This window comes from Flavobacterium sp. HBTb2-11-1 (genome assembly GCF_009826975.1).
GTDB lineage: Bacteria > Bacteroidota > Bacteroidia > Flavobacteriales > Flavobacteriaceae > Flavobacterium.
In genome coordinates this window covers 940,272-960,041 of sequence record NZ_WUMO01000001.1, presented here as the reverse complement: position 1 = coordinate 960,041, position 19,770 = coordinate 940,272, and the positions used below count along the sequence as shown (strand labels likewise).

19 protein-coding genes and 1 tRNA gene are annotated in these 19,770 nt (G+C 31.1%); 7 read left to right on the top strand and 13 right to left on the bottom strand.

Annotated features, from left to right (window positions below; all coding sequences use genetic code 11):
* The first annotated feature begins 381 nt into the window (after nt 1-381).
* Together mobC and GR162_RS04270 are read left to right on the top strand one after the other, a co-directional pair.
* Nucleotides 382-774 (top strand): plasmid mobilization relaxosome protein MobC, encoded by a 393-nt coding sequence (mobC, locus tag GR162_RS04275; RefSeq protein WP_370516225.1) that lies wholly within the window; start codon nt 382-384, stop codon nt 772-774.
* Nucleotides 762-2,006, top strand: a complete 1,245-nt coding sequence (locus GR162_RS04270) for a relaxase/mobilization nuclease domain-containing protein (protein ID WP_160781108.1) — start codon at nt 762-764, stop codon at nt 2,004-2,006. The genes mobC and GR162_RS04270 overlap by 13 nt, the downstream gene beginning before the upstream one ends.
* Before the next feature lie 396 nt (nt 2,007-2,402).
* On the opposite strand, the gene GR162_RS04265 is transcribed toward GR162_RS04270, so the two are convergent.
* The 9 genes from GR162_RS04265 to GR162_RS04225 form a co-directional block, all read right to left on the bottom strand.
* Nucleotides 2,403-3,395, bottom strand: a complete 993-nt coding sequence (locus GR162_RS04265) for a phospholipase D-like domain-containing protein (protein WP_160781107.1) — start codon at nt 3,393-3,395, stop codon at nt 2,403-2,405.
* A 150-nt stretch (nt 3,396-3,545) separates the two neighbouring features.
* On the bottom strand, nt 3,546-5,678 hold the full coding sequence (locus tag GR162_RS04260) for a winged helix-turn-helix domain-containing protein (protein ID WP_160781106.1): 2,133 nt from the start codon (nt 5,676-5,678) through the stop codon (nt 3,546-3,548).
* A gap of 176 nt (nt 5,679-5,854) precedes the next feature.
* Nucleotides 5,855-6,535: a hypothetical protein gene (locus GR162_RS04255; protein WP_160781105.1), complete on the bottom strand. Its 681-nt coding sequence runs from the start codon at nt 6,533-6,535 to the stop codon at nt 5,855-5,857.
* 79 nt (nt 6,536-6,614) lie between these two features.
* On the bottom strand, nt 6,615-7,319 hold the full coding sequence (locus GR162_RS04250) for a hypothetical protein (protein WP_160781104.1): 705 nt from the start codon (nt 7,317-7,319) through the stop codon (nt 6,615-6,617).
* A gap of 204 nt (nt 7,320-7,523) precedes the next feature.
* Nucleotides 7,524-8,339, bottom strand: coding sequence for a zinc ribbon domain-containing protein (locus GR162_RS04245; protein WP_160781103.1), 816 nt, complete (start codon nt 8,337-8,339; stop codon nt 7,524-7,526).
* A gap of 665 nt (nt 8,340-9,004) precedes the next feature.
* Nucleotides 9,005-9,994 carry a hypothetical protein gene (locus tag GR162_RS04240; protein WP_160781102.1) on the bottom strand — a complete coding sequence of 330 codons (990 nt, stop codon included), beginning with the start codon at nt 9,992-9,994 and terminating at the stop codon, nt 9,005-9,007.
* A 149-nt stretch (nt 9,995-10,143) separates the two neighbouring features.
* Nucleotides 10,144-10,995 (bottom strand): hypothetical protein, encoded by an 852-nt coding sequence (locus GR162_RS04235; protein ID WP_160781101.1) that lies wholly within the window; start codon nt 10,993-10,995, stop codon nt 10,144-10,146.
* Between the two features lie 522 nt (nt 10,996-11,517).
* Nucleotides 11,518-11,814, bottom strand: coding sequence for a nuclear transport factor 2 family protein (locus GR162_RS04230; RefSeq protein WP_237421279.1), 297 nt, complete (start codon nt 11,812-11,814; stop codon nt 11,518-11,520).
* Nucleotides 11,815-11,992: 178 nt separating this feature from the next.
* Nucleotides 11,993-12,793 carry an SDR family oxidoreductase gene (locus GR162_RS04225; RefSeq protein WP_160781100.1) on the bottom strand — a complete coding sequence of 267 codons (801 nt, stop codon included), beginning with the start codon at nt 12,791-12,793 and terminating at the stop codon, nt 11,993-11,995.
* 133 nt (nt 12,794-12,926) lie between these two features.
* On the opposite strand from GR162_RS04225, the gene GR162_RS04220 reads away from it, so the two are divergent.
* The gene (locus tag GR162_RS04220) at nt 12,927-13,442 is read left to right on the top strand and encodes a GNAT family N-acetyltransferase (RefSeq protein WP_237421278.1); all 516 of its coding nucleotides are present in this window, start codon (nt 12,927-12,929) and stop codon (nt 13,440-13,442) included.
* A gap of 47 nt (nt 13,443-13,489) precedes the next feature.
* On the opposite strand, the gene GR162_RS04215 is transcribed toward GR162_RS04220, so the two are convergent.
* Nucleotides 13,490-13,654 (bottom strand): hypothetical protein, encoded by a 165-nt coding sequence (locus GR162_RS04215; protein WP_160781099.1) that lies wholly within the window; start codon nt 13,652-13,654, stop codon nt 13,490-13,492.
* 414 nt (nt 13,655-14,068) lie between these two features.
* Between GR162_RS04215 and GR162_RS04210 the strand changes: the two genes are divergently transcribed.
* Together GR162_RS04210 and GR162_RS04205 are read left to right on the top strand one after the other, a co-directional pair.
* Nucleotides 14,069-14,140 (top strand) — tRNA-Glu (locus tag GR162_RS04210).
* Between the two features lie 107 nt (nt 14,141-14,247).
* On the top strand, nt 14,248-15,447 hold the full coding sequence (locus tag GR162_RS04205) for a PQQ-binding-like beta-propeller repeat protein (protein ID WP_160781098.1): 1,200 nt from the start codon (nt 14,248-14,250) through the stop codon (nt 15,445-15,447).
* Between the two features lie 70 nt (nt 15,448-15,517).
* Here the strand turns inward: GR162_RS04205 and GR162_RS04200 are convergent, their stop codons facing one another.
* Both GR162_RS04200 and GR162_RS04195 read right to left on the bottom strand, forming a co-directional pair.
* A complete protein-coding gene (locus GR162_RS04200; protein ID WP_008467067.1) occupies nt 15,518-15,823 on the bottom strand; it encodes a hypothetical protein in 306 nt (101 codons plus the stop codon).
* Nucleotides 15,824-16,084: 261 nt separating this feature from the next.
* Entirely contained in the window at nt 16,085-16,927 is an 843-nt protein-coding gene (locus GR162_RS04195; RefSeq protein WP_160781097.1) for a Two component regulator three Y domain protein, read from the bottom strand.
* Between the two features lie 180 nt (nt 16,928-17,107).
* On the opposite strand from GR162_RS04195, the gene GR162_RS04190 reads away from it, so the two are divergent.
* Both GR162_RS04190 and GR162_RS04185 read left to right on the top strand, forming a co-directional pair.
* The gene (locus GR162_RS04190; RefSeq protein ID WP_008467071.1) at nt 17,108-17,596 is read left to right on the top strand and encodes a DUF1761 domain-containing protein; all 489 of its coding nucleotides are present in this window, start codon (nt 17,108-17,110) and stop codon (nt 17,594-17,596) included.
* A 115-nt stretch (nt 17,597-17,711) separates the two neighbouring features.
* On the top strand, nt 17,712-18,857 hold the full coding sequence (locus tag GR162_RS04185) for a GNAT family N-acetyltransferase (protein WP_160781096.1): 1,146 nt from the start codon (nt 17,712-17,714) through the stop codon (nt 18,855-18,857).
* Nucleotides 18,858-18,860: 3 nt separating this feature from the next.
* Here the strand turns inward: GR162_RS04185 and GR162_RS04180 are convergent, their stop codons facing one another.
* Nucleotides 18,861-19,730, bottom strand: coding sequence for a diacylglycerol kinase family protein (locus tag GR162_RS04180; RefSeq protein ID WP_160781095.1), 870 nt, complete (start codon nt 19,728-19,730; stop codon nt 18,861-18,863).
* Nucleotides 19,731-19,770 lie beyond the last annotated feature (40 nt).

The window sequence follows — 19,770 nt, the reverse complement described above, 5'->3', positions numbered from 1 at the left end:
CAAAGCAATGTATTGGACACAGCCAGAGAAGTGCGCATAACATTTTTCTTCGTTCCTCAAAAAATGCCCTGCGGGACTTATAGCACTTCAACTGTCTGCCTGTCCAATTGAAGACTGCTTTCTTTTTTCCCTTTTTCTTTTTTTAAATATTTATACATTGTCACATTCTACAGCCATCATGCACATATTTTGCGCATGATACATATAAATATTTTCCCTAAATTAGAAGCCTACTTTTAAAAATTTCCAGAGATCACCTCGTTCCTGTGATCAGCAAGATGTACGGTTGTCTGACAACCGCCTATCTTGCCACCTTCTGCCTCGGAACTCGGCGGTGGAGAATCTTAAAAGAAGAATGTTTGAAAACAATGAAAAGGAAAAATGATGGAAAGAGAAAATTCAAACAGATCACGCAGAATAACCCTGCGCCTGACAGAGAAAGAGTATGCAAAAATTGAAAGCCAGTTCAAAGCAAGCACCTGCAGAAAATTAAGCGATTATATTCGAAAACACTTATTCAGCAGACCGATCACAAGCACTTACCGCAACCAGTCACTAGATGATTTAATGGAAGAAACCATTGTTCTTTCTACAGAACTCCGTGCAATTGGAAATAACATCAACCAGATTTCCAGAAAAGTAAATACGCTGAAAATGATTCCTGAGTTTAAGACACAGCTGTTTTTATTTGATTTGGAAAGAGAGGCGCTCTCCAATAAATTAGAAGCAATAAGAAGTCATACACAGAAAATATCGGAACAATGGTTGCAGTGATAAAAACAAGCCGTTCGATAAACAGCATTCTGAACTATAACGAAAATAAAGTTAAGGAAGGAATTGCCGAGTGCATTAGTGCCGTGAACTACCCTCTTGAATTAGAAAAATTAAGCTTTACCCAGAAGCTGAACCGTTTTTTAAAACTGTCTTCATTGAATGAAAATGCAAAGCGAAATAGCGTCCACATATCGCTCAACTTTGATCCATCGGAAAATCATTCTAAAGAAAAGCTAACTGAAATTGCAGACACTTATATGGAGAAGATCGGTTTTGGAAAACAGCCTTATTTAGTGTATCAGCACCATGATGCGGGACACCCGCATCTGCACGTGGTCACAAATAATATTCAAAGAGATGGAAAAAGAATTGATCTGCATCTGATAGGCGTTAAAAAATCAGAGCCTGCAAGAAAAGAGATAGAAGAAATTTTCGGGCTGGTAAAAGCTGAAGGAAGAAAACAGAAGGAAGTTTTCACTTTAAAACCGATAAGCGTTGGTAGAGTCGAATACGGAAAAGCAGAGTCCAGAAAGGCGATCAATTCTGTTTTAAACAAGGTTCTGTTTGACTATAAATATTCGAGCCTGCCTGAACTTAATGCCGTTTTAAATCTTTATAATGTCCATGCTGACAGAGGAACCGAGGAATCGAGAGTTTTTAAAAATAATGGACTGCTTTACAAGATCCTTGACCAGAGTTCAAAACCGATAGGAGTACCCATAAAAGCCAGCGAATTTTACAGCAGACCTACCTTAAAATTTCTCGAAGGAAAGTTTAAGTCTAATGACGCAGAGAAAGAATCTTGTAAAAAATATGTAAAAAATGCCATAAAACTAGCTTTCTTCCGTGAAGACATATTTTCTGCCGAAAAATTATCTAGAGTATTAGAAAGAGAAAGCATTTACACGATATTAAGAAAAAGCAATGAAGGACAGCTATACGGAATAACTTACGTTGACCACAAAACCAAATCCGTTTTTAACGGAAGTACTTTAGGAAAAGAATTCAGTGCAAAAGGAATTCAGGAAAGCTGTGCCATGAACATTGTTGCATTTGAAAAAAAATATCAAAATAATGTTTCAGCAAATACAGGGAACTTTCAAAATCTGGAATCAAAAGATCATGTAAAAGAAAATCTGGCGGATATTCTGCTTCGCGGGGAAAAAATAAATGACTATGTTTCGAAACAGTTTAAACAAAAAAAGAAAAAGAAACTTTATAATGGAATTTAAAAAATAAAGAGGCAAAAATGTATCCTTTGTCTCGAACTTTCGTTATCATATCCATCTTCTTTCTTAATAGTCATTTGTCTATATTATTCCTGAAAATGATTAAAGATAAATTGATTCAAGTAAAAAGAATACTATTCCAATTTTTGATTTTTTTTTAAAATATTTAAAGAGCTCAGTAAAAAAGAATTAAAAAAATATGGAGAAGTAATACAATTGATATTCCTAAAATCCATCATTTATTCACATTTTTAAGTCCGCCGTATCGCCATCGGTTTGTATCTGTAATTTCAGGAGGTTTTGAAGCAAAAATTTCAATTCATAACTAATGCTCAAAAATGCACAAAACTCCATGTTTGCTCTTCAGCCCGTCTGACACAGAACCTGTATCATAATAAGTTATTCTTCTACTTTTTCCAGTAGTCCTGTTATTTTTTTTATCATATTTTGTCTTACTCCATTGTCTAAGGAATATTTTTCCATTCTAAGATTCCCATAAATATCTATTGTAAAGTGATATTTCATTTTTGCCAAGCCAGCTCCTTTTCGGGGTAATCCTGAAATTTTCATTTTGGCAAATTGTTTATTTTGACTTGCTATTGGATTTTCTCCGTAATGTATTGTCGCTTCAGATGTAGTTTGATTGTCTGATACTGTGACAACAATTGCTGCTTCTGAAACTGGAATAAAACTACCTTTTGGTACAATAATTTTGTATCCATCGTCTTTTAAACTTGAGCCTATAGAGTGCTTAAGTCTAAATTTATCAGTTAGTTTGAGATCGAAAGCAGTTTTTTGAACAGCTATATTTTCTGGAGCTAATTCGAATGCACTATTAACCAAAGATTTGTCTCCAGTTGCTTTTGCTTGAAATACAATATCATTAGCTAAGTAGTCTCTTGTTCTTAATAAATTGAATTCATCAATTTCAAATTTTGTAAGAGGTTGAATTTCCTCAACTTTTTCAGTCAATGATTTTAATCTTTCAAATTCAGTAATGAATGCATTAATAGTTTCTTGTTCCTCCTTAATAAGTAAGATATTTTCTCTATTCCTATCTTCTGCATAATAAGTCCAATTATAAGAACCATTTATGAGGACTTTATCATCGATAACGCAAAACTTATTATGCATTGGGTTGAACGTGTCTGAAAAATAAAATTCTCCTCCGCTGTCAATGAATTTTTGAAAATTCAATCCTGTTGCTCTATTGTTTATGTAGTCATTATGAACAATTAATTCCACTCTTATTCCCTCAACAACTTTTGCTATTAATTTTTGAAACAAAGTGTGATTCGTAAACCAATAAACAGCAACAACAATTTTTTCATTTGCTTTGTCTAGCTCTTCTAAAATGTACTGCCTAATGTTGTCAAAATGCGCTTTTACCATTATTGTTTATAATTAATGCTAACTACCATACACTTAAGAAGGTTGAGAAGTAAAGATTTTTTTTCCTGTTAAAGATAAAATTACTTTTCAAAAACAAGCTTGATATAATGCAAACTCGCAATCTCCCCAAAAGTCTGTTAGAAGTTAGAATTATTCTCCTGTGAAATAGTTTTCACCTTTATCTGTTAATTGATACTTATAAGGCTGACCTGCTATTTTATTCCTTTTTACAAGTTCATGTTTTTCTTCAAGTTTTTTAGCTCTTGCAGCTACTAAATATTTAGATAAATCGACCTCTTCTGCTATTTCTCTTGCGAATGCATCAGTTACATTATTTTTAAGTTCTTGGAGAATTTTAACTTCAGGTAATGGAAGCATTTTTGATTTATCAATTTTTTCAATTATTTCACGAACATTTTTATCTAGAGTTTCAATAACAACTTCTTGATGACATTCATTACATTTGTTATTATTAAACTTAATAAATTCTAATTGTTCTATATCAAATTGTTTACCACAAGAAGGATTACTACAAACAATTCTTTTTGAATTTGACAAAAATTCGGAAATTACTTTATTATAATTAAATGGTCTTTCAATAAAATACTTTCTGTATTTTGTCCCATTTGGCTTACCCCAAAATAAATTTTCTTTTTTGCATAAACCATAATTTAAACAATATATAGAAACAGGAGATCCATCTTTATCACTCATATCGTTATACTTGCTTATAAAAAAGTTTAATTCCAATGTTTTTAAAAAATCTTCAAATCTTGGGTCGAAATGGAAATGACTCGAATAAGGTTCGGTTTTAATATAAATCAATCCTTTTAGGTCTTCTGTTACAATTCGCTTTCTTATTTCATTTGACTTTTCTACAAATTTCTTCAAAAGATTTTTTAGTTGTAATATTGAAACTTTTTCTTGGAATGAAATGAGAGAATGTGTAGATGTTTCAAAAAACGGCAAAATCTTTTCAGTGAAATACTTTTCACTTGCAGACTCAATGTCACTTTTATTAATTTTATGGTTAAAATTAATTCTACTTTGATAGCAATATGATAAAATATAACCCAAGATTCGAGGTACATTCATTGATGTTTGGAACAATAGTAAATAATAATCTTCCATTGAATTTTTAGAAGTATCGAAAAAAGTTTCTATAGGTGTCTGCAAAAATTTGTCAAATCTTTTAGATAATATTCTTTTAGTAAAATCAACAGCATTTGATTCCATTTTATCCCTATCAAATTCGGAATATAAATTATAAAAATCCAAATTAATTAAATCTACTTTTCCTGGATCAATTTTACCATAATAAATTCTATTTGGATACGCTGCTATCTTGAATTTTATAAACTCTTCTGACCAATTGTTTAGTGGTGCTAAAATTACATCAACGAAAGCCCTAATAGAGTCGTCTTCTATTTCTGAAAAATCATCTAAAAGAATGTATATGTGTTTAATTTTTAACATGGATAAAGTATCCTTAATAACAGATATAACATCTTTAATTTGAAACACCTGTAGAAAAACACTTGAGAAACTTACATCACTTTCATTTATATTTTTAGATGTTATTTTAGAATCTATACCAGTATCTGCTTTTAAGCCTATTTTAATACCCTCTTTATCAATGCCACCATCAATGCCGAAACCTTTCATTGATTTAGTATCTTCAGAGCCACACTCTTCTGATTTTTTGTTAATCGTTTCAATTTTCTTCAAAATTGGCACTTCAATTTTCTGTAAATATCTATTGTCTTCTATATTATTAATAATTTCTAACAATTTCTCTTTTACTTCTTCAACTTTACTTAATCCTAAAGTTTCAAGAAAAACTTGATATAGAGAATCAAATTTATTTGATACTTCCTTTAAAATTTGACTTAAAGTACTTTGCAAAAAGGCTCTTTCGATTAAATATTTTTCAATTAAATCAGAAGATAAATAGTTATCTATTCCATCAATAGCTGCTAATTTAGTTTGAGAAGATTCATAGATAGTTTTTACATCTAAATAACAAGGTAAATATCCTTTCTTATCACGAAGTTCTTGTTCTAATCTTAAAAAGATAGTTGACTTCCCTGTTCCTTTTCTGCCAATTAAAAAAGTAGTATTTTCTTTCAATGATTTTTTTAAAATGTAATCATTTGGCAATAAATCAGTATACAATTCTTTTAAGATATTGCGTCCCCTCTCATCTTCTAAATCGGCTCTTCTATATTTTTTTAAAGATTCAACGGCATCAAAAAATCCATTAAGTTGCTTCTCTGTATACATATTTATTTATTAAGGTTAATTTTTAAATGCTACCAACTGACGTTCCTACCATTGGCGAGATTGTAAAGTATGTAACATACTATTTTCTGTTAAAGATAAAATTTCTTACGAAACCTTAAAGTGGTTTTACTGAAAATTCTCAATCTCGCTAAACAAATTTTACCAGATGTATTTTTTCAATATTGATAGTAAAAATTTGTATCTAGATCTTCTCGAGAAATATATTCTGAAAATTTATATTTATCAAAAAAATCAATTAAATCTTCACTAAAGAGAGTTCGTTTTTCTAATAATAATTCTGAAAGATCATGATGCAATAACCGAACGATACTGTGTTCTTGGAATAAATTAATTAAATCAAATATTTTAAACTTAATAAATTTATACTCATTAGTATTATATGCTTCACTTAAGAATGGTAAATATTTTTTAACAATATCAAAATCTCCGCCACATCCAGATATATCAAACATATCAAAGATGTTCTCAAAGTTTGAAGATTTTCCGATTAAAAGGGGCTCTTGGTAGACCAAATCTAGGTTTTGTCCAATCATTCCAGATAATGCAATTGCAAAAATTTCATTTGTTCTCTCAATACTCGTTTCTGCTTTTGGGTCAAAATTTGCGGTTATGTGTAAAGCACCATTCATATTTTCATATGGTAAATTTTCCTTTTCAATTGTAAGTTGATTAACAATCCAATTTTGTCTGAATAAATACCAAACTATACCATGTGCTGCTTCATGCTTTGCAATTTTTTCATAATTAGCATTATTTGTAGGCAACTTTTCTTTTTGTTTTACCTCTTCTTTTTTTTTCTTTTTAAAAACTGAAATAATTTTACTTAAAACACTCATTTTATTTGTATTATAAATTTTAAATATAAGCTTGCTAGTAATTTGTATACTGATAAAGGTCAGTGCTTTTATTGTATTGTTATACTTTACTGTAATTTTTAATAAGCCATCTTTTTAAATCAATTTTAAATTCTTCAAAAGATTCAATTAAGTCCAGATTCTCACTTTCTTCCCAATTGGAATCAAATTTATCAGCAAGGTCGTATAGCTCATGATTAATTTTTCTTAACTTTTTCAAAAATATGAGACACTTCGGCTTATCTTCAGGAACAACATTATTTTTTAATGCAAAAAAATTACCTAAAAATTGATCAATGCCGAACATATTTAATCTTCGTATTTTCATTAAAATGTAAATTTTATAATGCCTTTTCAAACTGTAGTCAATTCTTTGCTGTACAAAGTCATATTCTGAAAATCCTAAATTTTTATAATAAGGAAACATTTTTTTGTGACAAGCCAAATTATGGATCCAACCAAATAAATTAATAAATAAAAAACTTCCAAAAAGAGAATCATCTTTATAAGTATTATAAAAAGACTGATAAGTTGTCATTCCTAAATCTTCAATAAAGATATGTAAAAGCTCATGGGTAAAAGATGAATAGTTTATTTCAAGATTAGGGCAAATTATTTCAATATATGCTTCTTTATTTCTTACTAACCAAGAATTTTCCTTTTGATCATAGAAAAGCTTAATAACGTACTTGTTATTTAAATTTTCCCACAAATTTCGATTTTTATCGATGATATAATTTCCAATATTATGTGTAATGTCTATCATTCTTAGCTCTCTATACTTTGTTAATTATGACGTTTATTTTAAACTACGTGTTTTTTGTTTTCTTGATAAGGTATTGAATATTGCTGTTATTAGTTGCTGTTTAAATGATCCTAAAAATTGGTTAATTCACCATAAAATTTCTGCGAAATGCAAACATTATTTACGGTAAATTCCCAAATCTTAGTAAACGTCTTTTTTGTATATTCAATACTCGCTTTCTTTCCAGCGTTCAAGTTTATTAAGTCGATTTTTTAGATTTTTTTTATTTATCCAACCTTTTTGTTTCTTGATTTCCGATTGTTTATACGCTTCAAATTCTTCGCGTGTCATTTTTTTAACAAACTTACCGTTATCATAGCAGGATTCGCAAAAGGCATTATTGATAGACTTGTCTTTATTTTTTCCATTTTGACGAATTGACGAGAAGTTTTTTCCGCAACTTTGACAATGAGGATATATTTTTCCTTTATCTAAAATTTCTCTTAAAAGAAGTTCATCATTGATGTTTTGCTGCTTTTGCCATTTCCAAAGACCACTAAAAAGAAGAAACATTCCCATAAATAAAAAGATATTGTTAATAAACTCTTTTTGGTCATATTCATCTTGAAAGTTAGACATTTGTTTATTTAAAATTAACAATTGGTCCTCTGCAATTTCAATTTCAAATTTTGCGTCATTATATTTCTCCCAGAGCTTAGAAATTGAATCACCTACAGCTAATTCTTGCATTGAACCTTTTAAGGTTTGAGTAAATATCGCTAAAGAATCCTTTATTTCAATTGGATTTTCAATTCCATATTTTGAAGATAATTTATCCGCCTTTTTTTTGATTTTTTCAAATTGATATTCGTTCCTTTTTATTCGTATATTTAAACTATCCTTAGTTAAGTTAAAAGCATCAACATTTTTATTAATGTTATCTGTTAATTTATTGCCTTCAAGTTGAGCATAAATCAATAATAATACACCTCCTAAAAGAAGAAATTTGTGAAGGTTGTCTGGTAAATTTGGTATATTCATTTTAAATATGCTTAATGTTCTGGGAATAAATCGGATAGGACTAAATTAGGACCATTTTTCGAATTTGCAAAATCATCTCGAATACAAAATCATCTTTACATAAAACCAATTTATCCCAAATCTGATGTAATTACTGCAGCAGCTCTTTTAGCTCAAGGTTTGTCAATTTTGATCATACCCTCTCAATAAAACTTTTCGAATATATATTTTGAGATGTAAATGTAATAATCTTCCATAAAATGGTTAGCTATTTGAATACCTTCCGCTATTTAAAAAGTTTTTTTGTGGTTTTAAAAATAAGCTATTAGATATTCAATAGTTACTATACTGAGCAGGAAGCATTCAAATACCTAACCCATCATTGCAGATTATTATTCGATTTTTGCATTCGCATCATACGTGATATATTAAAACTAATATAGATGAAGTGCTTTAAATTCGATTAAGGTAACTTGAGAATAAGTAAGCCTGAGAATATAAATTCTCAGGTGGTTCAGAAATTTTTGTCCTGCTTTAGTTTTGAAATAACGTTCTGGCACTAATGCAGTTTTGGATTATATTAAGTCTATTCTTTGGATTTGCCAAATCATTCAAATCCAAAACCAACTTTCCATTAAGCCTATTGCCCAAACGCGGTGTAGTAGCTGTTGTCTGGAGTTTTTTAATTAAATGCCAATTAAATCGTAAATTTCCTGAGCTTTATGTCGAGTCAACTCTGGATAATTATCATTTGTTTTTTCAATTTCATCCATATATTTAATTATGTTTTCTTCGTTCTCCTTTAATAATGATAAATAATCAAACTCAGTATCTTTATGTTTACGCATCTCGTTTAACAGTAATAGATAGCGATTCTCAATCATATTAAAATATTCTTCGTGAATTGTTATATTTTCCTGTACAAGATTCAAAATCTGCTCAATGCAGAAACGGGTTCTTATAATTGGGTGAGGATAGGCACTTTCTTTGAAATATATTCTCTCAAACTTATTTGCAAACTCAATAAATATATTTGAAATTATCAAAGCATAAAGCGTTACCAAATTAAACAGAATTGATAAATTTAGTTTAATCCTATTTTCTTCCAGATATTGAAGAATTAAGATGCTTCCTACAGATACACCAAATAAATCTGCATCAATTTCGTACACATGATTTTTTTCTAAATAAGGTGATTCATACTGACTTGATTCGTTAAATTCGGAACTACTTTCTTCTTTAGGGATCGAATTAAATTGTATTATATGCCCTAATTCATGGAAAAAAAGATAACTAATTGTCAAATAGATAAATAATTCAAGAAGCACATCTTCTTCAATTGGAAAGCCTGAAGCTTTTGTGAAGTTTTCTTTTAAAAAAATTGATATAGATTCTTTAATTATTGGTTCTAAATCATTAATGATTGAGTGATTTAGCATTATTATGTTGACATCCTTAAATTTCCAAGCTTTGGCGTTAAAATTTATGTTAAATCGAAAACTAAAATGAGTTTGAAATTCAAACTTTGAATTTATATTATCTATTGCTCTGCTGATATACTCAAAAGCTTTCAAAGCGAAATCTTCATTATCAAATAGTGAAAATTCCTCTACTGAAATTAAATCAGTTTCTGGGAAATACTTTTGAATTAAAGCTAAATGTTGTTTGTGGTTCATTGAAATTTCTGATAACGTTCTGGAACTACATCGGGTTTGGGACTAAATTAAGCCCATTCTTCGGATTTGCCAAATCTTCCAAATATAAAACCATATTTCCATTAAACCTATTGCCAAAATCCGTTGTAGTAGCTGTTATCTGTAGTATTTTAACACCTATCTTCATCGTCACCATACCATTCTGAGGTATCAACACCAAAATCATCAACTTCGTAATCGTCTGACGGAAATTCCTCGGATATAAAATATCTAACTTTTGTAGAGAAAGGAAAACTTTCATTTAAATCTAATCCATCGCCTTCACTTCGTTCTTTTCTTGAGCCATATTCAAGTATTACATATACGTCACCTTCAACATCAACTACAATCTCAATATCATTTATCTCAGAAATGCTATAATTTGAAATTTCGCTATAATCCAAAGAATAATGTGGAGCAAGAACATCAATACTTTCGAATGAATTTGAGAGAACAGCTGTAATCATATGATCTTCAATAGTACCGTCTAAAAACGATTTCATATCTTCTTTGTAATTGTCTATTGTTTCAACAAATTTCTTGAATGTATCCAAAACCTGTTCACTTTTAGTCTCTATTTCTTTGCTATTTAGATTAAAAGTTTCTGGATTAATATGCGTATACTTACTAAGTGAATCGATAGTTTTTTTAATCGACGATATTGTGTCATTAAGTTCTTCAACTTCAAATCCCCACTTAGTTAAAATTTCATCGCTAATTCCTCCTTGAATAGAATATTTTATTCTCTGGAATCTGGTCGGTCTATCATCAGGAGTTTCGGTTTTGTACCAACTACAATTTTTCACATTCTTTTCGGGTGCTAAAGAATATAAAAAATGTCTTGATAATTCTCTAATGCTATATGCGAAATTGTGATATCTTAATTTATTTGAAGTGTCAGCTAAATTAACTAATGAAGATTCAAAAAGTTCTATTTCAAACGGTGATAATAAAATCGTTTTTATTTTATCGAGATTTTCCATAATATTATAGCTAACTAGTATATACTACTGATAAAATCAGGCTTATCACCCCAAAATTCGGTAGATATGTCTGACAGAGATCAAGGTGGTTTATCAAATATATAACAATAAACTTACAATCCAAATAACTTTTAATTCGTTAAATTCTTTTCCTACTGAAATGAGATAAAATTTACTGGACTACACAAAAATGATTAATTAATAGTAATATAAAAATTAAACATAATTTAAAATTTTCAAATCTTCAATTAAATGGTACGAATTCTGCACCGTCAAGGTCACTAGAAATTGAAAAATCTACAAATTTAATACCGGGTAGAATTTTGTTATTAAATGTGTCAGTCACGAGATTTGAACCAAAAATTTAATATTATTTGAAATTTATTTTTTTCAAATCATCTTGAAAATGATTCGAAAATTGTCCCGTTGGGGCTACTAAAAACAAAAAAGCTTCATATTCTCTGAAGCTTTTTTGTTTTTAGTATACTTTTATCTATCGATAGAGGATATATTCAGATACCATTATTTCTCCAATTCCGTTTCCGTATGCATCGCACATGCCCATTTGTTGTTTTCTTTAACCCAAGTAGAAGTGCAGACACACTTTATAGGTTCTTTTTGAGTGTCATCTGCTATATCAAAATCGAGACGATATCCTAGTACGGCGGTATTTTCGGCAATTAGCTTTTCTTTTACATCATAGATGTTCAGCACTTTTATTTTATTGGTTTGTCCAGAGTCGAACATATTTTTGAACTCAGTCTCGCTGATGCTCTGAATACCATTTTTTCCAGCAACTATGCAAGGAAAAAATGTCAAATTTCTTACCGTTTCATAATCATTATTTTCAACTCCGTGCCAGTATTTTTTTCTAGCTCTATAATCTGTACTTCCATAATATCTCGTTGTTAGTTAGACATTTCACAAATTTCAAATTAATATTGATTTAAAACTTCTCTTTTAACATAGATTTAATTCTGAAAAAGAAGCTTCAGAATTACGAATCTGGTTTTGCGCCTTTTGAAATTATAGATCGCATCACTGCAGGAAACCATCTTTGCAGCCACACAGCTAGTCTGCCATGACCTGTGAAAACGTAATTTCGTTTTCGCTTCAAAATAGCTTTTATCATTACTTTAGCCGCTTTATCTGTAGGCCACATTAAATGTGACGGTCGCGAATCTGTCGCTTCAGGATGCCAAATTCCGTCATTGTCAATTCGTGCAATTTCAGAAACCACAAATCCAGGATGCATCGTAGTGCAACTCACCTCATTTCCCATTAATTCAACCTGAAGAGTCTGACCAATAGAGTTTACAGCCGCTTTTGAAGCACCGTATGCACCTACATTAGGATTAGGAAGATAAGCTCCTACGCTTCCAACCAAACCAATTCGTCCTTTGCTTTTCTTTAAATGCGGCAATGCATATTTTACCGTTAGCGCTAAACCCGTAACATTGCCTTGCAATTGCCTATTCCAATCTTTGGCTGTAAGGTTTTCAATACTGCCAAAAACGCCAAAACCAGCATTGGCAATAACTATATCCAAGCGCCCCCAATCTTTAATAATTTGTTGAACAGCGTTTTCGATAGAGGTCTCGTCCATTATATCACACGGAATTACCAACGCTTCTCCACCTGAATCTCTTATTATGTCAGCAAGTTTACCCAATAGCTCTTTGCGTCTGGAAGAAAGCACTACTTTATATCCTAATCTTGCCCACTCAATTGCCATCGCTTTTCCAATGCCAGATGAAGCGCCAGTTATCCAAACTATCTCTTCTTTTGTTTTCGTCATTTTTAAAACATTCATTTCAAACACCTAATTTATTCATTATAAACTAGATAAACAAAATAAAGACTTTTTATAATTGCATATTCACGAGCAGTAAGTTTACCTTATTTATTTCTCTAAATTCGATATATTTACAATGAAAAATCCTAAATCAATGCGCACCATCTATCAAAGTCCAAAAATAATTATTCGCGAATTTTTACCTCAAGAGAAGCAGACATTCTTAGACCTTTTTAAAGACGAACAGGTTACCCAATATCTTCCTGAAACTTCGCCTGAACGATATGTCGAAATGTTTAACGAATTGCTTGAGAATTACAAAAAGAAAAATCTTAGCAGATGGGCCATATTTAACGCTGTAGATAATGATTTTATAGGAATGTGTGTTGCCCGTATTTTTTTTCACGACTCCAACCAAATAGAAATCGGATATGTACTTGGCAGAAACTATTGGGAAAAAGGCATTGCTACAGAAGTGTGCAAGGCTCTTACGGAGTATAGTTTTGCAAATACAGATACCAAAGAAGTTGTAGCTATAACCGATCTTGACAATACAGGATCTAAAAATGTGCTGCAAAAAGTGGGATTTAAACGTTTGAGCAATTTAATGAGAAACCAAGAAGAACTGGCTTATTTTAAGATAGAAAGATAATTTATGATAAAGCTTCAGAGAAATCTGAAGCTTTATTTTTTATAATTTCACTCCTCATTTGAAGTTTTTCTTATTTCAGAAATAGTACCAAAAATTTGATCTAGCAATTCCATTTCGTCAATAGGAAGCAACTGCAAAGCTATTTCCAGCAAAAGGATTATCTCCATTTCATTTTTTTCAAAATCATCTTTCATGATATTGATACTTCTCATAATCCTTCTTTTAATTATTTGCATTTACATTATTGACTCTTAATCCTATTTTAGAATCAAACAAATTTATAAAGATGCAAAGAGAAAATGAGGAACGTATTTGTCCAGTCAAATATGACTGGAGCTTTTTCATTTACATTTCTTCTTTAAAAAACCTAAGAATATTCCTTTAAAACTGGATTTTTTTAAATATTTTTTAAAATTATTTTCACATCAAAAAGAAACAATAACTCACCTCCTATTACCAAAACAACAAATTACTAATCAAACCAATACACAAACATTAACTTCATTTATCCGCTACTAAAAATCGACAAAAGAGGGTCATTTAATAAAATCATTCAAAAAGTTTTTTCAAAAAAGCTTTGCACAATCCAAAAATAGTTGCACTTTTGCACCCGCAATAGCAAAGCAGGTCCGTTCGTCTATCGGTTAGGACGCCAGGTTTTCATCCTGGTAAGGGGGGTTCGATTCCCCCACGGACTACTTACTAAGACAAAAAGCTCTAGAGAAATCTGGAGCTTTTTTTGTTTATATTTACTCCGTTAAATGTTTTAAAAGAAGACAATCAAAAATTCAACCCCAAATCTTAAATGAAACACAAATTAATCGTCCTTTTATTTGTATTCGCCTCTGCAAATATGTTTGGACAAGCGCCCGACAGCAAAACTAATTATACTAACAGTAAGTTACCCGCAGAAGAAGCTGTCACAAATAAGTCTTTAAAACCGCTTAAAAAAATCTCTCTAGACGACACTTCGCTTTTAATTTACGACTACGACGGCTCTCTTTTTTCTTGGGATCTAGAGGTAGAAAGTATTGTTTGGACTGTAAAAGCTTCGGATGCTCCTTCAGAAATGTGCGCCAACAAAATAACGCTTCAGGACGGTGTTGTATACATTCCGTTTGTTAATGGTGAAATTTATGCCGTAGATAACGGAACTGGAACTATTTTTTGGAAATCTAGATTAGGAAACATCACTGACCAGATTGTTTTGAAAGATCAGACTCCAATTATAGCCAACGGAAAACTATTTATTACAGCTCAAAACCAAAATCAGAGCAGTAATTTGTATGCTTTGGATCTAAAGGACGGAAGCCTGGCTTGGAACTACAAATTAGACACGCCAAACAACGATATTGAGCCATTATTTTTTGATAATAAGATTTATACTCAAAGCGCAAACAATGTGTATTGCTTCGAAGCTAATACAGGAAAATTGCTTTACCAAAAAAGCTTTGATGAAAACATGACTGGAAAACCGGTTACAGATGGCGAAAGTGTTTTTATTGCTGGCGATAAAAATTGGTTATACGCATTAAAACCAAACAGTTTAGATGTTTTATGGCAATTTAAAATAGACGAAAACCAAAACAATGTGAAGGAGCGTATAGTTTGCCACGACAAAAAACTATATTTTGCGGCACAAGGTTCAGAAGTTTCATCTATTTATGCTGTTGATTCTAAAACAGGAACGCAGCTTTGGAAAACAGATTTTAAAGGAGATAATGTCCAATACATCGTTAAAGAGGTTGATAATCTTTGGGGGTATACCCGTAACAAGAAACTTTTTGAATTAGATTTATCAAACGGCGAAATAGCTTTTGAAGAAAAACTAACCACTTTGCCTATTTCAAACATTGAGTTTCCTGCCGATGACAACTTGCTTTACTATTACTGCGATGCTGGCTTAATTCAATTCGATTTAAAAGAAAAAGATGAAAACGTATATTATATGCGCACTTCTCTTACAGACAACCCATACAGTGCTTTTATCAAGATAATTAGATAATAGCTTCTCGCTTTTCAAAAAAAAAAGACCATTTTTTCAAATGGTCTTTTTATGCTCTTTTGAGAAAAATTTATGCTCTAAACAAAGCATATTTATTGTAGTTATACAAAACTTTATCATAAGGAACATAAAGCGAAACTATTTTCTCTGATGATTCATTGAACGTGATTCCGTTATGTTTTCTAAACAAATAAATTTCTTTCAGACAATTAGAAAGACTCTGGTGAATTTCACTTGTAAAAGTTGGCAGTTTTTTGTCGCCTACCAAAAGATCAATCTGGTAGTTTGAACTACTTTTTGATAAGTTGTTACCAATAATTCTAAGTGTAAAAGTTGTTGGTTTTCCGTATTGTTCTCCCTGATATTGCAATGTCATGATTTCTTCTTATTAAGTGATTAGTAATACCGCTGATTAATCGGTTTTTGGTTCTCTAGATACTTTTATTAAAATTATAAAATTTTAGACAAACTTAAAAAATTCAATTCTAAATTAAATGTTATATTTTTCGATAATGAAACCTCTAGAAACCATAAAACCGTAACAAGTTACGGTTTTGGCAATTAACTAAATATATTTAATCAACTTGTTTAACGAGTGTAAAATTCATTCATAAGCATCGATTAATTTTTGGGTAAACTATTGTAATTTATTTTCTTGGTTTATTTCTAATAAAAACGGATTTCCATTTTCGTCCATCATGGTCATATTTAAAGCATCTAATAATGCTGTCTTCTTTGAAACTTCGCCTGTAAATTTATTGTACGAAAGATTCAATTCTTGCAACTTGCTAAGCTTTTCAATTTCTTGCGGAATTGTGCCTGTAAAATCATTGTCAAATAAACTAAAATTTTGCAATACATTCCAATTAATAATTTCATTTGTCAAATTTCCTGACAATTTATTATTATTCAGCAGCAATACTTTTAGTCCTGAAATTTTATAAATCGAAACAGGCAGTTTTCCATTAATTTCGTTATTAAAAACAGCTAAAATTTCCAACTGATTTAACTTTCCAATTTCTGACGGAAGCTCTCCTGAAATATTATTCATATAAAGCTCTAAATCTTTCAATTTTACCAATTGGCAAATGGAAGACGGAATTACGCCAGATAATCTATTCTCACCAATATTGAGCAATTCTAATTCCTTCAAATTAAAAATTGACGAAGACAAACTTCCTTCAATTTTATTCTTTTCCAGATTCAGCGATTCTAAATTTGTAAGATCGTAAATAGCTTCAGGCAATTCTCCCTGCAGATTATTATCTGCCAGATTCAGCGCCACAACTTTTCCGTTTTCTGCTTTAACACCGTACCAGGTACAAACAGACAGACTTAAGTCCCATTTGTTTTTCCATTGCAAACCATTTGTTGCATGATACAATTTTATAAGCGCCTCCTTTTCTTTATCCGAAACGGTATCTGCCAAAACGTTTAGCGAAAAAGCAAATAATAAAGAAAGGGTTACTAAAATTTTCATAACAGATTTGGGGATTTGTTATTACCGTAAAATTATGCAATTCAAAGCTATAATACACTAAATATCGACAAACTGTTGAAAAAAATTTTATTCGTAAGACTTATATTACTTTTAATTATTTTCTAAAACCTGCATTTTTTTTGATTACATTTGACTAACTAATTCTAAAAACCTCATATCATGCAAATTAACTTCGTTGCTTTGTTTATAGCAGCCATCGTCACACTCGTAACCGGTTTTATCTGGTACAGCCCAAAAGTATTCGGAACTATCTGGATGAAGGAAAATAATTTTACTCAAGAAGAGCTAAGAAAAGGAAATATGCTTAAAATCTTCGGACTTACGTATATTTTCTCATTAATGATTACCATGACTTTAATGTCGCTGACCATCCATCAGTCTGGCGCAGTCGGAATGGTTGGTGGACCACCGTTGATTGATAGCGCAAAACCTTCATTTGCCGCATTTATGGCAGATTATGGAATGGCATACAGAACTTTTAAACATGGTGCGCTTCACGGTTTTATGTCAGGATTATTTTTTGCGTTTCCGTTAATCGGAATCAATGGCTTGTTTGAAAGAAAATCTTGGAAATATATTTTTATCCACAGCGGATATTGGATTCTTACCTTAACCCTTATGGGCGGAATCATCTGCGGATTTGCCTAACATCAATTATAAAAAACCCGTTTGAAAAATTCTCAAACGGGTTTTCTTAATAATAACTTAAAGCAGTTTAGTTATTACAAATATTATCTAATTTTGAAGAAATTAGCTCACTCTTTTGAATACAACATATTCTTTCCAGATTTACAAAAGCGCATCGTTACTGCCTTTAGAATGGAACTCGCTCGCAGCAAATAATATTTTTTTGACACGAGAATATCTCGAAGTGCTGGAAAATTCTTGTCCAGTAAATATGACTTGTCATTTTATTGGTCTTTTTGAAGAGAAAAAACTAATCGGAATTGCATTAACACAGTTCTTATTTGCAGAAAAACTTGAATCTTTTGGAGAACGCGATAAATGCTTAAAGACTTCGGTACGCAATTTTGCCTTAAAAAATTTTGCTTCTCACGTTTTATTCGTTGGCAATAATATGCTTACGGGACAAAATGCCTTTGTTTTTGACAAAAGCGTCAAAGAATCAAAAGCCATTAAAACACTTCATAAAGCGATTAATCAGCTTAAAAAAGATTTAAAAGAAAGCGGAAAAAAAGTACACATCACCAGCATAAAAGATTTTACGGCAAAAGAAATTGAACCGCTTCAGACTGAATTCAAAAACAATTATACGTTTTCCACGCAACCGAATATGATTTTTGAAATCAATGAAAACTGGAAGACTGAACAAGATTATATTGACGCTTTATCCAAAAAATATCGCGATCAATACAAACGCGCACGAAAAAAATCGGAAGGAATTGTAAAACAGCAAATGTCACTTTCTGATATTAAACAATATGAAGATGTTATTTACGATTTGTATTTTCATGTTGCCAAAAATGCTCCTTTCAACACTTTTTTTCTAGCTCGCAATCATTTTAGCTTTTTTAAAGAAATCATGGGAGAAAACTTCCTTCTATATGGATATTTCTTGGATGAAAAATTGATTGGCTTTAATACTTTAATCAAAAACGGTGACATCATGGATACATATTTTCTCGGTTATGACGAAAGTTTGCAACGCGAAAAAATGCTGTACTTAAACATGCTTTACGATATGATTGGGTATTCTATCAAAAAAGGTTTTCGTAAAATTGTTTTCGCCAGAACTGCACTTGAAATCAAAAGTTCTGTTGGAGCAAAACCTGTAAAAATGTATGGCTTAATTACGCATAGCAACGCCTTAATCAATCATAACATTTCAAGGTTTTTCAGTTATCTGGAACCCAAAACAGAATGGCAGGAACGTAATCCGTTTAAATAAAACCTACGGAACCGCAATTTTCATCTGCTTATGCAGAATATCAATTTGCAATGAGGTTTGTGCTCCGCAATATTCTCCATCAATCTGAAAATTAACGGGATAATCGGTTTTTATTTCGGCTTTATCCGTCGAAATAATCACAATATCATCAGAGTCTATTGGCATATTTCCTGTAATTATTTTTCCAATTAAAAGCAAATCGAGACTTTTTAGAATGACAAGCTCAAACTTGCCATCATTCATAGCCCCATTTGGATTAATAATTACGCCTGTTCCATATTTCTGAGAATTGGCAATTACAATCATTCTTGCAACATGCTTCACCGTTTTGTTATTTGCTGAAATTGTTGCCACAAATGGCTCTTCTGACTCTTTTAGGGTTGTGAAAGCTTGAAGTGCATATCCCCAAAATCCACGAACATCGCTTTGTTCATAGTTTTTCACCAGATTGGCATTTAAACCGAGATCACTCAGATGAATGCTTTTTTTGCCGTTGATGCAAATCATATCCATTTCGATATAATGGTGTAAAAACGCTATTTTAAGGTTCTCCTCTATTCCATCCGGAAGATTCAAGTCTACAGAAAGTCCGTTTGCAGAACCTGCTGGCAAAATTCCGATGATAACATCTTGCTCTTCCATTGCTTCGGCCACCATTTTTATGGTACCATCTCCTCCAGCAACAATAATTCGTTCTGGTTGAAATTCATCATATAAAGATTGTATTGCTTTTAAATCATTTTTTCCAGTCGTTTCATACACCTTTAAATTAAAATGATTCGTTGCCGCAAACTCTTCTACAGCATCAATCAAATCAGATTTATCTAAGTCTCCAGAAATCGGATTTACAACAAACAGAATATTCTTTTTCAAAATTTTATTTTTAAAACCAATTAAATTAAGTAAATTACAG

Bases quoted from the DNA above. Each gene is read 5' to 3' on its own strand.
- mobC (WP_370516225.1), top strand. From the start codon at position 382: ATGATGGAAAGAGAAAATTCAAACAGATCACGCAGAATAACCCTGCGC.
- GR162_RS04270 (WP_160781108.1), top strand. From the start codon at position 762: ATGGTTGCAGTGATAAAAACAAGCCGTTCGATAAACAGCATTCTGAAC.
- GR162_RS04265 (WP_160781107.1), bottom strand. From the start codon at position 3,395: ATGGTAAAAGCGCATTTTGACAACATTAGGCAGTACATTTTAGAAGAG.
- GR162_RS04260 (WP_160781106.1), bottom strand. From the start codon at position 5,678: ATGTATACAGAGAAGCAACTTAATGGATTTTTTGATGCCGTTGAATCT.
- GR162_RS04255 (WP_160781105.1), bottom strand. From the start codon at position 6,535: ATGAGTGTTTTAAGTAAAATTATTTCAGTTTTTAAAAAGAAAAAAAAA.
- GR162_RS04250 (WP_160781104.1), bottom strand. From the start codon at position 7,319: ATGATAGACATTACACATAATATTGGAAATTATATCATCGATAAAAAT.
- GR162_RS04245 (WP_160781103.1), bottom strand. From the start codon at position 8,339: ATGAATATACCAAATTTACCAGACAACCTTCACAAATTTCTTCTTTTA.
- GR162_RS04240 (WP_160781102.1), bottom strand. From the start codon at position 9,994: ATGAACCACAAACAACATTTAGCTTTAATTCAAAAGTATTTCCCAGAA.
- GR162_RS04235 (WP_160781101.1), bottom strand. From the start codon at position 10,995: ATGGAAAATCTCGATAAAATAAAAACGATTTTATTATCACCGTTTGAA.
- GR162_RS04225 (WP_160781100.1), bottom strand. From the start codon at position 12,793: ATGACGAAAACAAAAGAAGAGATAGTTTGGATAACTGGCGCTTCATCT.
- GR162_RS04220 (WP_237421278.1), top strand. From the start codon at position 12,927: ATGAAAAATCCTAAATCAATGCGCACCATCTATCAAAGTCCAAAAATA.
- GR162_RS04215 (WP_160781099.1), bottom strand. From the start codon at position 13,654: ATGAGAAGTATCAATATCATGAAAGATGATTTTGAAAAAAATGAAATG.
- GR162_RS04205 (WP_160781098.1), top strand. From the start codon at position 14,248: ATGAAACACAAATTAATCGTCCTTTTATTTGTATTCGCCTCTGCAAAT.
- GR162_RS04200 (WP_008467067.1), bottom strand. From the start codon at position 15,823: ATGACATTGCAATATCAGGGAGAACAATACGGAAAACCAACAACTTTT.
- GR162_RS04195 (WP_160781097.1), bottom strand. From the start codon at position 16,927: ATGAAAATTTTAGTAACCCTTTCTTTATTATTTGCTTTTTCGCTAAAC.
- GR162_RS04190 (WP_008467071.1), top strand. From the start codon at position 17,108: ATGCAAATTAACTTCGTTGCTTTGTTTATAGCAGCCATCGTCACACTC.